Origin of the sequence: Streptomyces sp. G-G2 (assembly GCF_030063135.1) — a bacterium.
Lineage (GTDB): Bacteria > Actinomycetota > Actinomycetes > Streptomycetales > Streptomycetaceae > Streptomyces.
Genome location: NZ_JASISO010000046.1, coordinates 1 through 12,933 on the forward strand (window position 1 = coordinate 1; position 12,933 = coordinate 12,933).

The window sequence follows — 12,933 nt, forward strand, 5'->3', positions numbered from 1 at the left end:
TCCGGGCTTCGTTCTTCGTTTCCGACTCTATCAGACTCTCTCGTGTCCGATTCCCGGTCGAAGCGGGTTTCGCTTTCCAGGTATTCGCTTTCGCGTTTCCCTTTCCGGCGAGTCCGACTCTATCAGATCCTTTCGGGCCTGATTCCCAGTCAGTTGGGCTTGTCTTCGCGGCTGTTGGGCCGTTCCGACGAGTGAGACAGTAGCGGATTCCTTGCCGCCGAACCTAATCGGCGGCGGTGCCACTCGGGCACGGATTCCTCATTCGCAAATACGCATGAAAACGAGACGACAACGTACGACGCTTCGTTCGAATGGGTAAGGGCGGATGGCTGTCCGGGGACCGACCGGAGTCGGCAGCTCACTACGGACAACTCGAAGAACCTTACGGATACGGCACAGATGTGTCAACCCTCGCCGTGCCGTCACCCGTGCGGTGGCTCAGCTGTTGCCGGAGGCCAGTTCGCGGCTGCGGTCACGGGCCGCTTCGAGGGCCGCGATGAGGGCCGCCCGTACCCCGTGCTTCTCCAGCTCCACGATCGCGTTGATCGTCGTACCGGCCGGGGAAGTGACGGCCTCGCGGAGCTTGACCGGGTGCTCGCCGCTGTCGCGGAGCATGACGGCCGCGCCCACGGCGGCCTGGACGATCAGGTCGTGGGCCTGGGCGCGGGGCAGGCCCAGGAGGATGCCCGCGTCCGTCATGGCCTCGACGAGGAAGTAGAAGTACGCCGGGCCCGAGCCGGAGAGGGCGGTGGCCGCGTCCTGCTGGGACTCGGGGACGCGCAGGGTCTTGCCCACGCCGCCGAAGATCTCCTCGGTGTGGGCGAGGTGCGCTCCGGTGGCGTGGCTGCCCGCGGAGATGACGGACATGGCCTCGTCCACCAGGGCGGGAGTGTTCGTCATGACGCGGACCACCGGCGTGCCGGCGGCGAGCCGGTCCTCGAAGAACGAGGTCGGGATGCCGGCGGCGCCGCTGATCACCAGGCGGTCGGCCGGGACGTGCGGGGCCAGCTCGTCGAGGAGCTTTCCCATGTCCTGCGGCTTGACCGTGAGGATCAGGGTGTCGGCGCGCCGGGCGGCTTCGGCGTTGCTGACGGCCTCGACGCCGTAGCGCGTACGGAGCTCCTCGGCTCGTTCGGGGCGGCGGGCCGTGACGAGGAGCTTCGAGGCGGGCCAGCCGCCTCGGATCATCCCGCTGAGCAGGGCCTCACCGATCTTGCCGGTGCCGAGAACGGCGACTGTCTGGGTCATGCCCTCATCTTTGCACCAGGCCTCAGGGAGTACGGCGGCGCAGGGTGGCCGCGCCGAGGGTGAGCACCAGCAGGGCGCAGGCGGCGACGACGACCGTGTCGCGGACGAAGTCGGCGGTCATGTCGGTGTGGGTGAGGACCTGGGTCATGCCGTCGACGGCGTAGGACATGGGGAGGACGTTCGAGACCGCTTCGAGGACCGGCTGCATGGTGCCTCGGGGCGCGAAGAGTCCGCACAGGAGCAGTTGGGGGAAGATCACCGCGGGCATGAACTGGACGGCCTGGAACTCGGAGGCCGCGAAGGCGGAGACGAAGAGGCCGAGCGCGGTGCCGAGGAGGGCGTCGAGCAGGGCGACCAGGAGCAGCAGCCAGGGCGAGCCGACGATGTCGAGGCCGAGGGCCCAGAGGGCGAGGCCGGTGGCGAGCAGGGACTGTACGACGGCCACGGCGCCGAAGGCGAGGGCGTAGCCGCCGATCAGGTCGCCCTTGCCCAGGGGCATGGCGAGGAGGCGTTCGAGGGTGCCGGAGGTCCGCTCGCGCAGGGTGGCGATGGAGGTCACCAGGAACATCGTGATCAGCGGGAAGATGCCGAGGAGGCTGGCGCCGATGCTGTCGAAGGTGCGCGGGCTGCCGTCGAAGACGAAGCGGAGCAGGGTCAGCATCAGGACGGGCACGAGCAGCATCAGCGCGATGGAGCGCGGGTCGTGGCGGAGCTGGCGCAGGACGCGCAGGGCGGTGGCGGTGGTGCGGGCGGCGTTCATCGGATCTCGTTCTCCCCTACGGAGGCCTCGGCGCGGGCCTGGGCGTCGGCCTCGTCCACGAGGTGCAGGAAGCCCTCTTCGACGGTGTCGGAGCGGGTACGGGCGCGCAGGGCGTCCGGGGTGTCCTCGGCGAGGATCCGGCCCTCGCGCATGAGGAGCAGGCTGTGGCAGCGCTCGGCCTCGTCCATGACGTGGGAGGAGACGAGGATCGTGGCGCCGCGGGTGTCGGCGAGGGTGTGGAAGAGGTTCCACAGGTCGCGGCGCAGGACCGGGTCGAGGCCGACGGTCGGTTCGTCGAGGACGAGCAGTTCAGGGGTGCCGAGCAGGGCGACGGCGAGGGAGACCCGGCTGCGCTGGCCGCCGGAGAGGTGTCCGGCGAGGGCGTCGGCGTGGCGCGTGAGGTCCACGTCGGTCAGGGCGCGGGTGACGTCGGCGCGGCGGTGGTCGGCGGCGGCGCGACCGGGGCGCAGGACGGCGGCGAAGTAGTCGAGGTTCTGCCGGACGGTGAGGTCGTCGTAGACGGACGGCGCCTGGGTGACGTAGCCGATGCGGGAGCGCAGTTCGGGGTGACCGGCGGGGCGGCCGAGGACGTCGAGGGTGCCGGTGACGTGGGCCTGGGTGCCGACGACGGCGCGCATGAGGGTGGATTTGCCGCAGCCGGAAGGGCCGAGGAGGCCGGTGATGCGGCCGCGGGGGACGGCGAACCCGATGCCGTGGAGGACGGTGGCGGGGGTGCGGCCGGTGCCGCGGCGGACGGTCAGGCCGGTCGCCCGCACCGCGGGGGTGGGGGCCGAGGCTTCGTCGGCCCGGTTATTCATCATGTGATGAATAATGCTCCTGGGGGTGCCGGGCGTCAACCATCGGGGCGGGCGGCGTCAGGAGGAGAGGGTGCGGACGGACCGGCGCTCCGACAGCCGGACGACGCAAAGGCAGTAGAGCGGGGTGAGGACCAGGTCGAGGGCCAGGGCCTGCCAGGGCGCGTCGGCCGCCGTGCCGTCGGACCCGATGTCATCGGCGAGCGCTTCGAGGGTGAAGGCCAGCAGGTTGTTCACCATGTGGTGGGCGATGGCGGCCTCCAGACCGCCGGTGCGCAGCGTGAGCCAGGCGTACCAGGCGGCGGAGTAGCAGAGCAGCGCGAAACCGGACCACTGACCGAAGCCGTGCGCCAGCGCGAACAGGAGCGAGCCGACGGCGATCCCGGCCCAGGGGCGGCGCAGGTGCGCGCCGAAGGCCTGGAGGATCCAGCCGCGGAACAGGTACTCCTCGGCCGCGGCCTGGAAGGGGACCAGCGCCCACACCACGGCCAGGCTGAGCAGCAGCGTCGGCCAGGCGGGCGGGGAGAACAGGTCGCCCGCGCCCTCGGGGCCGTCGGGCGGCAGCAGCCAGACGAGCAGGCCGATCTGGGTGGCGAGCGCGGGCAGGGCGAGGACGGAGCAGAGCCCCAGCCAGCCGAGGCGCAGCCGTCCGGTGACCGAGGAGATGGTGCCGGCCGGGCGGCGCTGGATCCGGCGTACGACGAGGAGGACGGCGGGTATCGCGAGGCCGAGGCTGATCAGCCCGAGCGCCTCGTCGGCGAGCGGATCGCTGAAGATCTTCTCGCCGGCCGGATCGGTCCCGGCGATGCCGAAGGCGTTCGCGGACAGGGCGGCGGCGGCCAACAGCCCGATCATGGCGACGAGGCCCATGACGAGGAGCAGGGCGGTGGCGCCGAGTTCGCGCAGCGGGCGCTGGGTGCCGTTGCGGGCCTGGGCGGCGTACGGGGAACCGGCGGGGGCCGTGAGCGGGCCGGTGGGGAGCATCGCGGGCGCGGGGTACGCGGGGTGTGCGGGGTGTTCCGGGTGCCGGGCGGGTGGCGCGGGCGGCGGCCAGGGGCGGCCGTCCGGGAGTGGGGCGCTCACCCCGCCTACTTCTTCTTGCGCTTCTGGCGGCGGGCGGCCGGGTTCCCGGTACGGGCTCCCCGGCGGCGGTCGTACTCGACGCGGGCACGGTCGTACTCGAAGCGGGCCAGCCGCTCGCCGGGCGCCTCGAAGAGGCAGCGGATGAAGTACGCGATCAGGCTGCCGATGAACCCGATGGCCTTGAGGCCCTTGAGCGAGGCCTCGTCCGAGGAGGGCCGGGCCCGGCGGGCGTAGGACTCCCAGGTCTTCGCGAAGGCGATGGAACTCGCGATCGCGAAGAGCACGACGACGGAGATGCTCAGGAAGGCGCCGACATTGCCGATCTCCAGGCCCTCGTACGCGAAGCGCAGCACGAAGGCGCCGATGACGGCGGTCAGCAGCGAGGCGGCCGCCATGCCCGCGCGGCGCAGGTGGTAGCCGCCGTCGTGGTTCACCCAGGTCGTCCCGAAGAACCGGATCGGCTCGGGCCGGGGGCCCTCGGAGGCCGCCGGAGTCGTCGGGCTCCCGGTGGCCGGGGCCGGGTCGGCGGGGGTCGGCTCGCTGCTGCTCGGGTCTCGTTCGTCGCTCACGGCAGCGATTATCCCCCGCCGGACGGCACCGGCCCGGTGTGTCTCACGTGGCAGACGGGGCGGGGCCCCGGTTCGGGACCTTGGTACCGGCCGGGTCCGGTCAGCCGCAGCGGGTGGCGACGTAGCCGTCGGCGCCCGTCTTCACGTACGCGTCGGACACGTACAGGCCGTTACCGATGCAGTCCCAGATGTCCGACGTGCCGTAGGGGCCCGAGACGTTCGTGCCGGGCGTCTGGCAGTCGATCTTCACCCACGCGTCGTACGGCAGGACCTTCTTGATCGGGTATCCGGTGCCCGGGCCGCTGCGGACGTTCACCCGACAGTCGGGAGCGACCGGGAACGTCAGGTACCCCTCCGAACCGGCCTGCACGGACAGGGATTCCGCCCCGTTCGCCGCCTCGTTCGCCACCTCGTCAACCGCCATGCGGAACACCCCCATTGTCCAAAACCGGACCATTGCGCCCGGCAACTCGCGGAGGATAGCAGCCCCTTACGAATTCGCACGCACCGTCGACTAGGCTCCCCCGGGGGTGATGGGGCGAATGCGATCGCTGCGCGCCGGGCAGTCCGGGTTTCCGGAATACGCCGGGCTGTACCGGCTGGAATCCGTGCTCGGGGCCGGCGGCATGGGCGTCGTCCACCTCGCCACCTCCGCGTCCGGGCTGAAACTCGCCGTCAAGATCGTGCACGCGCAGCACGCGGTGGATCCCGAGTTCCGGGCCCGCTTCCAGCAGGAGGTGGCCGCCGCCCGACGGGTGAGCGGAGCCTTCACCGCGCCCGTCGTGGACGCCGACCCCGACGCCGAACGGCCCTGGATGGCCACCCTGTTCATCGACGCGCCGACGCTCGCGGAGCGGGTGCGCGAACGGGTCCTGGACCCGGCCGAGGTGGGGCGGCTCGGCGCCGGGCTGGCGGAGGCGCTGCGCGACATCCACCGGGCCGGGGTGGTGCACCGGGACCTCAAGCCGAGCAACGTCCTGATGGCCTCCGACGGACCGAAGGTCATCGACTTCGGGATCTCCCGGCCCTACGACAGCGACCTGCGGACCGAGACCGGGAAGCTGATCGGGACCCCGCCGTTCATGGCGCCCGAGCAGTTCCAGCGGCCGCGCGACGTCGGGCCCGCCGCGGACGTGTTCGCGATGGGGGCGCTGCTGGTGCACGCGGCCACCGGGCACGGGCCGTTCGACTCCGAGAGCGCGTACATCGTGGCGTACCAGGTGGTGCACAACGAGCCCGATCTCACCGGGGTGCCGTCGGAGCTGGCGCCGCTGATCGCGCGGTGCCTGGCGAAGGACCCGGCCGCGCGGCCGACCGCCGACGAGCTGATCGGGGAGCTGCGGTCGGTGGCGTACCCGACGAACGAGGACACCCGTACGTTCATACCGCGACCGAGGCTCGCCGCGTCCGCGCCCGGGGCGGACCCGCAGACGCACCGGCGGGACGGGCTCGGGCCGGTGCGCCCGCGGCTGCCCGCCGAACCCGCGGCGGGTCCGCCCACGCACCGGCGGGACAGCCTTCCGGCCGGGGGCGCAGCCGAGCCGCGCGCCGGGCGGCGGCGCACGCGCTGGCGGGTGGCCGCCGCGCTGGGCACCGGGCTGCTGGTCACCGGCGGGGCCGTCGGCGGGTACGCGCAATTGCGGGACACCCCGCCCGCGACGGCCGCCGACCACCTGGCGGGCACCGCACGCGAGCCCGGGCCCGCCCGGATCACGCCGTGGGCGACGACCCCCGGCGCGCCCGGGGCCGCCGCCCGGATCCCGGCCTGCGCCTGGCTGTCGGACGCCCTGTACTGCTCGGCGCCCGGCCTCGCGGCGGTCCGGCTGAACCCGGCGACGGGCGCGGTGGTGTGGTCCGCGGCCGGGGTGACCGGGGCGGGAGATCCCGCGCCGTTCCTCGGCGGTGGGTCCGTCCTCGCGTACCTGGCCGGGGCGCACGTACTCCAGGCGTTGGACCCGGCGACGGGGGCGCAGCGCTGGAAGGCCGACGTCCCGCTCGGGGCCGACGTCGTACCGGCGGGGGCGCTGGTGCTCGTCGCCGCCGACGGGCAGGTCACGGCGCGGGACGCGGCGACCGGGTCGGTGCGGTGGGCGAAGCGGCCGGCGGGGGTGGGGGCGCAGCTGGTCCCGGCGGCGGACGGCTCGGAGGTGTATGCCGTGACCCCGGCCGGGGACGGTACGTCGACCCAGGTGCTGGCCCTGGCCGCGGCCGACGGCACGACCCGCTGGCAGCACCGGTCGGCGGGACTGCTGGAGCCGGTCGGGGTGGCCGCGGGGGCCCTGCACCTGCTGGCGGGCGACGGGATGGTGACGGACGCGGTGGTACGGATGGACCTGCGCAGCCGGACCGAGCGGCGGACCCTGCTGCCGACGAGCCTGCTGCAGGCGCAGGGGGGCGTGGGCGCGGACGGGACGGTGTACGCGTTCGCCAGCGGGGGCGCGTTGGTCGCCGTGGGCGCGGAGCGGGAGTTGTGGCGGCTGGAGACGGCCGCGAGCCAGGGGTCGCGGCCGGTGGCGGCGGACGGCCGCGTGCACCTGATGGCGGCGGACGGGCGGCTGCTGGCGGTGGACGCCGGGCGGGGGAGGCTGGTGGGGCAGACCGCGCCGCGGATGGCGACGGGGGCGCACACGTTCACGCCGTCGCGGCCGTCGCCGGTCGTCGCCGACGGGCGGGTCTTCGGGTCGGCGCCGGACGGGACGGTCTTCGCCGTTGACCCTGGCGGGTGGCGCTAGTGCCGTGTCCGGGGGCCGCCTCGAACGCCGCCGAACCTCATTCCCCCCCCCCGGGGCCGGGGCACCGTCAGCCCGCCCGGCGATTGAGGGCTGCCCGAGCCGACATCAGCCCGCCCGGCGATTGAGGGCCCGCCGGAGGCAGGGACCGGCGGCAGCGTGGAAGGGCCTCCGGAAGGTTTCCGGCCTGGGCCGGTCTGCCCTCCGGGGGCGCCTCGAACGCCGACGGGGCTGAACGCGGGGCCGGGGTCAGCCCAGGAGGGAGACGTCGCGGACTGCGCCCTTGTCGGCGCTCGTGGCCATGGCGGCGTACGCACGCAGGGCCGCCGAGACCTTGCGTTCGCGGTTCTTCGGGGCGTAGACGCCGCCGAGGGCCTCGCGGCGGGCCGCCAGGGTCTCGTCCGGGACGAGCAGCTCGATCGTGCGGTTCGGGATGTCGATCCGGATGCGGTCACCGTCCTCGACGAGGGCGATCGCACCGCCCGACGCCGCCTCGGGCGAGGCGTGGCCGATGGACAGGCCCGAGGTGCCTCCGGAGAAGCGGCCGTCCGTCACCAGCGCACAGGACTTGCCGAGGCCCCGGCCCTTGAGGAAGGACGTCGGGTAGAGCATCTCCTGCATGCCGGGCCCGCCGCGCGGACCCTCGTAGCGGATGACGACGACGTCGCCCGCCTTGATCTCCTTGCGGAGGATCTTGTCGACGGCCTCGTCCTGCGACTCGCAGACCACGGCCGGACCCTCGAAGGTCCAGATCGACTCGTCGACGCCCGCCGTCTTGACCACGCAGCCGTCGACGGCGATGTTGCCGTGGAGGACGGCGAGCCCGCCGTCCTGGGAGTACGCGTGCTCGACCGAGCGGATGCAGCCGCCCTCCGCGTCGAGGTCGAGGGTGTCCCAGCGCTCGGACTGCGAGAAGGCGGTCGCGGAGCGGACGCAGCCGGGGGCCGCGTGCCACAGCTCGATGGACTCGTCGGACGCGGTGCCGCTGCGCACGTCCCAGGTGCCGAGCCACTCCTCGATGGTGGCCGAGTGCACGGTGTGGACGTCCTTGTTGAGGAGGCCGCCGCGGTACAGCTCGCCCAGGATGGCGGGGATGCCGCCCGCCCGGTGGATGTCCTCCATGTAGTACGTACCGCCCGGGGCCACGTTCGGCGCGACCTTGGACAGGCACGGGACGCGGCGCGAGACCTCGTTGATGTCCTTGAGGTCGTAGTCCAGGCCCGCTTCCTGCGCCGCGGCCAGCAGGTGCAGGATCGTGTTGGTGGAGCCGCCCATGGCGATGTCGAGGGCCATGGCGTTCTCGAAGGCCTGGCGGGTGGCGATGGAACGCGGCAGGACCGAGTAGTCGTCCTGCTCGTAGTGCCGCTTGGTGATCTCGACGATCGTGCGGCCCGCGTTCTCGTACAGGGCCTTGCGGGCGGTGTGCGTGGCCAGGACCGAGCCGTTGCCCGGGAGGGCGAGGCCGATGGCCTCGGCGAGGCAGTTCATCGAGTTGGCCGTGAACATGCCGCTACAGGAACCGCAGGTGGGACAGGCGTTCTCCTCGATGCGCAGGACGTCCTCGTCGGAGACGTTCTCGTTGGAGGCGTCGACCATGGCGTCGATCAGGTCGAGCTTGCGGACGGTGCCGTCGACGAGGGTGGCCTGACCGGCCTCCATCGGGCCGCCCGAGACGAAGACGACCGGGATGTTGAGGCGCATGGCGGCCATCAGCATGCCGGGGGTGATCTTGTCGCAGTTGGAGATGCAGATCAGGGCGTCCGCGCAGTGGGCTTCCACCATGTACTCGACCGAGTCCGCGATGAGGTCGCGGGAGGGCAGGGAGTACAGCATGCCGGCGTGGCCCATCGCGATGCCGTCGTCGACGGCGATCGTGTTGAACTCACGCGGGACGGCGCCCGCGGCGAGGATGGCTTCGGAGACGATCCGGCCGACCGGGGCGAGGTGGGTGTGCCCGGGGACGAACTCGGTGAACGAGTTGGCGACCGCGATGATCGGCTTGCCGATGTCGGCGCTCGCTACGCCCGACGCCCGCATAAGGGCGCGTGCGCCCGCCATGTTGCGGCCGTGGGTGACGGTGCGGGACCTCAGCTCGGGCATCGGGTTCACTCCCCATAGACGGCACTGACTCAGAGATGTCTGGCTCAGATTACGAGGCTACGCCTGCCGCCCGGGATCCGGACAAGGTGTCCGGATGGCGGGACGGGGCGCTCATTCCTCGGTCAGGTAGCGCTGGAGGGTGGGGGCGACCAGCCTGACGATGTCCTCCGGGTCCGCCGAGGCCAGGGGCTCGACCCGGACGACGTACCGCAGGAGGGCGATGCCGACCATGTGCGAGGCGGCCAGCTCCGCGCGGAAGGTGGGGTCGGGGACGTCGAGGTCGGCCGCGACCCGTTCCAGCACCCGGCGCAGGATCAGCCGCCGCAGCACCCTGGCCGCGGCCTCGTGGGTCAGCGCCGAGCGGATGACGGCGAGGAGCGGGGTCCGGCTGACCGGGTTCTCCCAGATGCCCAGGAAGTAGCGGGCGAGGCGCTCGCCGATCCCGTCCGGGCCGTCACCGACGATCAGCGGGACCACCAGGGCGGGCTCCATGCTCATCTCGATGGCGGCCGCGAAGAGGTCGTCCTTGGTGCCGAAGTAGTGGTGGACCAGCGCCGGGTCCACGCCCGCGGCCTTGGCGACCCCGCGCACGGACGTCTTGTCGTACCCGCGCTCGGCGAACTCGGAGCGGGCGGCGAGGCGGATCCGCTCCTGGGTGCCGGGGCCTTCCTCGGCCTCGTCCTGGCGGGGGCGGCCGGGGCCGCGGCGGGGCCTCTTCGACTCCTGCGGCTGCGGCTCCTCCGGTCCCTCCGGCTTCGGGGCGGCGCCGGTCATCGGCGGGGGACGCGGGTGGTGGTGCCGGTCCCGGTGGCCGCCAGGTGCAGCCGGGTGAAGGCGAGGGCCTCGGCGAGGTCGGCCTCGCGCTCGGCGGCGGACATCGCGCGGCGGGTGTTGACCTCGATGACGACGTGGCCGTCGAAGCCGGTACGGGCGAGCCGGTCCAGGAGTTCGGCGCACGGCTGGGTGCCGCGGCCGGGGACGAGGTGCTCGTCCTTGGCGGAACCGTTGCCGTCGGCGAGGTGGACGTGGGCGAGGCGGTCGCCCATCCGGTCGATCATCGCGGTGGCGTCCGCACGGGCGGTCGCGGTGTGCGAGAGGTCGACCGTGAAGTGGCGGTAGTCGTCCTTGGTGACGTCCCACTCGGGGGCGTACGCGAGCATCTCGCGGTCGCGGTAGCGCCAGGGGTACATGTTCTCGACCGCGAAACGGACATCGGTCTCGTCGGCCATGCGCCAGATGCCGGAGACGAACTCGCGGGAGTACTGGCGCTGCCAGCGGAAGGGCGGGTGCACGACCACCGTGCTCGCGCCGAGCTTCTCGGCCGCCGTCTGGGCGCGCTGGAGCTTGATCCACGGGTCGGTGGACCAGACGCGCTGGGTGATGAGGAGGCAGGGGGCGTGGATGGCGAGGATCGGGACCTGGTGGTGGTCGGAGAGGCGGCGCAGGGCCTCGATGTCCTGGCTGACGGGGTCCGTCCAGACCATGACCTCGACGCCGTCGTAGCCGAGGCGTGCGGCGATCTCGAAGGCGGTCGCCGTGGACTCCGGGTAGACGGAGGCGGTGGAGAGGGCGACTTTCGCGTCCGGGATGCGCACTGGTTCTGCCACGGGGACAGGGTACGGGGGCTTGGCCCCCGGGCCCCTCACCGGGCTCCGCCCGGGCCCGTGCGGGGGGCCTTGTGGGGGCCCCTTGCGGGGGGCGCGCCGGGGGGCCGTGAGGGAGGCCCGTGCCGGGGCCCGGATGCCCTCGCGCGCCGGGCGGCCCGGGTGCCTCCGGCGACGGATCGCCCGGGGGTTGAGGGGCCGGCGGGCCCGGGGGTTAGGACGGGAGGTGGTCCAGGCGGCGGAGGATGATGCCTTCGCGGAGGGCCCAGGGGCAGATTTCGAGTTCGTCGACCCCGAAGAGGTCCATGGCGGCCTCCGCGACCATCGCCCCCGCCAGGAGCTGCGCGGCGCGGCCCTCCGAGACGCCCGGAAGGGCCGCCCGCTGGAAGGTGGTCATCTCCGTCAGGCGCGGGACCCACTCCTCCAGGGACTTGCGGGTCAGCCCGCGCTGGACGAAGAGGCCCTCGGCTGAACGGGCCGCGCCCGCGATCCGGGCCAGCTGCCTGAAGGTCTTCGAGGTGGCCACGACGTGGTCCGGCGCACCCGACCGCCTGAACTCGCCGACCGTACGCGCGATCTGGGTCCGTACGTGGCGGCGCAGCGCCTTGATGTCCGCCGGGTCCGGCGGGTCGCCCGGGAGCCAGCCCGCGGTGAGGCGGCCCGCGCCGAGCGGCAGGGACACGGCGGTGTCGGGGTCCTCGTCGATGCCGGAGGCGATCTCCAGGGAGCCGCCGCCGATGTCGAGCACCATCAGCTTGCCCGCCGACCAGCCGAACCAGCGGCGTACGGCGAGGAAGGTCAGCCGGGCCTCGTCCGCGCCGCTGAGCACCTGGAGGTCCACGCCGGTCTCCTCGCGGACCCGGGCCAGCACCTCGTCCGCGTTGGTCGCCTCGCGCACCGCGCTGGTCGCGAAGGGCAGCACGTCCTCGCAACCCTTGTCCTCGGCGGCCTGGGCCGCGCCCGCGATGACCGCGACGAGCCGCTCCACGCCTTCGGGGCTGACCGCGCCGCGCTCGTCGAGCAGCTCCGCCAGGCGCAGCTCGACCTTGTGCGAGTGCGCGGGCTGGGGGCGCGCACCGGGGTGCGCGTCGACCACGAGCAGGTGGATCGTGTTCGAACCCACGTCAAGGACACCGAGTCTCATACGCGAAACGCTACTGGGCCGAACGCGTAGGGGTGGCGTAAGGGGCGTTTAGGCTTGGGTTTGTGCCCAATACGAAGAAGGCCAGCAAGAGCAAGAGCAAGACCGTGAAGTCGAGCACGGCCGACGAGAAGGGCCTCGACTTCGCGCGGGCCTGGGTGGAGTTCCCGGATCCGGCCGATGACGAGCAGGTCTTCCGCTGTGACCTGACCTGGCTCACCTCCCGCTGGACCTGCATCTTCGGCAGCGGGTGCCAGGGCATCCAGGCGGGCCGGGCGGACGACGGGTGCTGCACGCTCGGCGCGCACTTCTCCGACGAGGACGACGAGAAGCGGGTCGCTGCGAGCGTCGCGCGGCTGACGCCGGATCTGTGGCAGTTCCACGACGTCGGCGCCGAGAGCGGCTGGGTGCAGAAGGACGAGGACGGCGAGCGGCAGACCCGGCGGTGGGAGGGGTCGTGCATCTTCCAGAACCGGCCCGGTTTCGCGGCGGGCGCGGGCTGTTCGCTGCACATCCTGGCGCTCAAGGAGGGGCGCGAGCCGCTGGAGACGAAGCCGGACGTGTGCTGGCAGCTGCCGGTCCGGCGTACGTACGAGTGGATCGACCGGCCGGACGACACCCGGGTGCTCCAGGTGACGATCGGCGAGTACGACCGGCGCGGCTGGGGTCCGGGCGGCCACGACCTGCACTGGTGGTGCACCTCGGCGACGTCCGCGCACGGCGCGGGTGATCCGGTGTACGTCACCTACCGGCCCGAGCTGACCGAGCTGATGGGCAAGCCCGCCTACAAGGCGCTGGTGGCGCTGTGCGAGGCACGGCTGGCGTCCGTACTGCCGATGGCTCCGCACCCGGCTGACCCGCCGGTCACGAAGTAGCTGCCCCGC

The 12,933-nt window shown here is 72.9% G+C and carries 12 protein-coding genes; 2 read left to right on the plus strand and 10 right to left on the minus strand.

Annotation, left to right across the window (positions count from 1 at the left end; genetic code table 11):
* Positions 1–438: 438 nt before the first annotated feature.
* The 6 genes from proC to QMF80_RS29570 all read right to left on the minus strand — a co-directional run bounded on the left by proC (position 439) and on the right by QMF80_RS29570 (position 4,899).
* Positions 439–1,248 (minus strand): pyrroline-5-carboxylate reductase, encoded by an 810-nt coding sequence (gene proC, locus QMF80_RS29545; protein WP_283458733.1) that lies wholly within the window; start codon positions 1,246–1,248, stop codon positions 439–441.
* 22 nt (positions 1,249–1,270) lie between these two features.
* A complete protein-coding gene (locus tag QMF80_RS29550) occupies positions 1,271–2,008 on the minus strand; it encodes an ABC transporter permease (RefSeq protein WP_283458735.1) in 738 nt (245 codons plus the stop codon).
* Positions 2,005–2,829, minus strand: a complete 825-nt coding sequence (locus tag QMF80_RS29555) for an ABC transporter ATP-binding protein (protein ID WP_283458738.1) — start codon at positions 2,827–2,829, stop codon at positions 2,005–2,007. Before QMF80_RS29555 ends, QMF80_RS29550 begins: the two co-directional genes overlap by 4 nt.
* 54 nt (positions 2,830–2,883) lie before the next feature.
* Positions 2,884–3,906, minus strand: a complete 1,023-nt coding sequence (locus tag QMF80_RS29560; protein WP_283458740.1) for a CPBP family intramembrane glutamic endopeptidase — start codon at positions 3,904–3,906, stop codon at positions 2,884–2,886.
* 5 nt (positions 3,907–3,911) lie between these two features.
* Positions 3,912–4,475, minus strand: coding sequence for an SLC5/6 family protein (locus QMF80_RS29565; protein WP_283458742.1), 564 nt, complete (start codon positions 4,473–4,475; stop codon positions 3,912–3,914).
* A gap of 100 nt (positions 4,476–4,575) precedes the next feature.
* A complete protein-coding gene (locus QMF80_RS29570) occupies positions 4,576–4,899 on the minus strand; it encodes a peptidase (protein WP_283458744.1) in 324 nt (107 codons plus the stop codon).
* A gap of 118 nt (positions 4,900–5,017) precedes the next feature.
* Here QMF80_RS29570 and QMF80_RS29575 point away from each other — a divergent pair, with 118 nt between their 5' ends.
* Positions 5,018–7,207 (plus strand): serine/threonine-protein kinase, encoded by a 2,190-nt coding sequence (locus QMF80_RS29575; protein ID WP_283458746.1) that lies wholly within the window; start codon positions 5,018–5,020, stop codon positions 7,205–7,207.
* Positions 7,208–7,453: 246 nt separating this feature from the next.
* Here QMF80_RS29575 and ilvD read toward each other — a convergent pair whose 3' ends face one another.
* From ilvD to QMF80_RS29595, 4 genes are all read right to left on the minus strand, one after another.
* Positions 7,454–9,304 (minus strand): dihydroxy-acid dehydratase, encoded by a 1,851-nt coding sequence (ilvD, locus tag QMF80_RS29580; protein ID WP_283458748.1) that lies wholly within the window; start codon positions 9,302–9,304, stop codon positions 7,454–7,456.
* A 111-nt stretch (positions 9,305–9,415) separates the two neighbouring features.
* Complete coding sequence (locus tag QMF80_RS29585) at positions 9,416–10,078, minus strand: TetR/AcrR family transcriptional regulator (protein WP_283458750.1); 663 nt, start codon at positions 10,076–10,078, stop codon at positions 9,416–9,418.
* Positions 10,075–10,911 (minus strand): sugar phosphate isomerase/epimerase family protein, encoded by an 837-nt coding sequence (locus QMF80_RS29590; protein WP_283458752.1) that lies wholly within the window; start codon positions 10,909–10,911, stop codon positions 10,075–10,077. The genes QMF80_RS29585 and QMF80_RS29590 overlap by 4 nt, the downstream gene beginning before the upstream one ends.
* Positions 10,912–11,122: 211 nt before the next feature.
* Positions 11,123–12,052, minus strand: a complete 930-nt coding sequence (locus QMF80_RS29595) for a Ppx/GppA family phosphatase (protein ID WP_283458754.1) — start codon at positions 12,050–12,052, stop codon at positions 11,123–11,125.
* Between the two features lie 62 nt (positions 12,053–12,114).
* Between QMF80_RS29595 and QMF80_RS29600 the strand changes: the two genes are divergently transcribed.
* Positions 12,115–12,924, plus strand: a complete 810-nt coding sequence (locus QMF80_RS29600) for a DUF3109 family protein (protein ID WP_283458756.1) — start codon at positions 12,115–12,117, stop codon at positions 12,922–12,924.
* Positions 12,925–12,933: the final 9 nt, after the last annotated feature.

Bases quoted from the DNA above. Each gene is read 5' to 3' on its own strand.
- QMF80_RS29550 (WP_283458735.1), bottom strand. From the start codon at position 2,008: ATGAACGCCGCCCGCACCACCGCCACCGCCCTGCGCGTCCTGCGCCAG.
- proC (WP_283458733.1), bottom strand. From the start codon at position 1,248: ATGACCCAGACAGTCGCCGTTCTCGGCACCGGCAAGATCGGTGAGGCC.
- QMF80_RS29575 (WP_283458746.1), top strand. From the start codon at position 5,018: ATGCGATCGCTGCGCGCCGGGCAGTCCGGGTTTCCGGAATACGCCGGG.
- ilvD (WP_283458748.1), bottom strand. From the start codon at position 9,304: ATGCCCGAGCTGAGGTCCCGCACCGTCACCCACGGCCGCAACATGGCG.
- QMF80_RS29555 (WP_283458738.1), bottom strand. From the start codon at position 2,829: ATGATGAATAACCGGGCCGACGAAGCCTCGGCCCCCACCCCCGCGGTG.
- QMF80_RS29585 (WP_283458750.1), bottom strand. From the start codon at position 10,078: ATGACCGGCGCCGCCCCGAAGCCGGAGGGACCGGAGGAGCCGCAGCCG.
- QMF80_RS29595 (WP_283458754.1), bottom strand. From the start codon at position 12,052: ATGAGACTCGGTGTCCTTGACGTGGGTTCGAACACGATCCACCTGCTC.
- QMF80_RS29570 (WP_283458744.1), bottom strand. From the start codon at position 4,899: ATGGCGGTTGACGAGGTGGCGAACGAGGCGGCGAACGGGGCGGAATCC.